Raw genomic sequence first — 459 nt, 5'->3', positions numbered from 1 at the left:
CTGGACAATGCCCTGCAGCAACTGCACCCAGGACTGGGCCAGGCGCTCGATGGTCGAGGGTTCGAACAGGTCGGTGGCGTAGGTCAGCGATGCCCAGAGACCGTCCTCGGACTCGAAGGTGTCCAGGCTCAGGTCGAACTGGGTACTGCTCTCCTCGCCACTGAGCATCTCCACCTGCAAGCCGGGAACCTCCAGGCCCCGGGCGCCCTGACGGGCAGCGGCCTGATGGTTGAACAGCACCTGGAACAGCGGGCTGTAGCTCAGGCTGCGCTCCGGGTTCAGGGCTTCCACCAATTGCTCGAAAGGCAGGTCCTGATGCTCCTGGGCTTCCAGGGCACGGCCTTTGACCTGGGCGAGGAAGTCGCTGAAGCTCGATTGCCCGTCGACCTCGGCCTTGAGCACCTGGGTGTTGACGAAGAAGCCGATCAGGCGCTCGGTCTCGACCCGGTTGCGGTTGGC

Annotated in this window: 1 protein-coding gene; it reads right to left on the bottom strand. The window is 64.7% G+C overall.

Annotated features, from left to right (window positions below; genetic code table 11):
• The coding region (locus PVZ80_RS00140) for a condensation domain-containing protein (RefSeq protein WP_273863268.1) at window positions 1-459 on the bottom strand (459 nt) is incomplete at both ends.

It is taken from the genome of Pseudomonas sp. B3G-3 (assembly GCF_028640915.1).
Lineage (GTDB): Bacteria > Pseudomonadota > Gammaproteobacteria > Pseudomonadales > Pseudomonadaceae > Aquipseudomonas > Aquipseudomonas chlororaphis_I.
The sequence above is the reverse complement of the archived record's forward strand: the minus strand, read 5'-3'. Positions and strand labels throughout refer to the sequence as shown.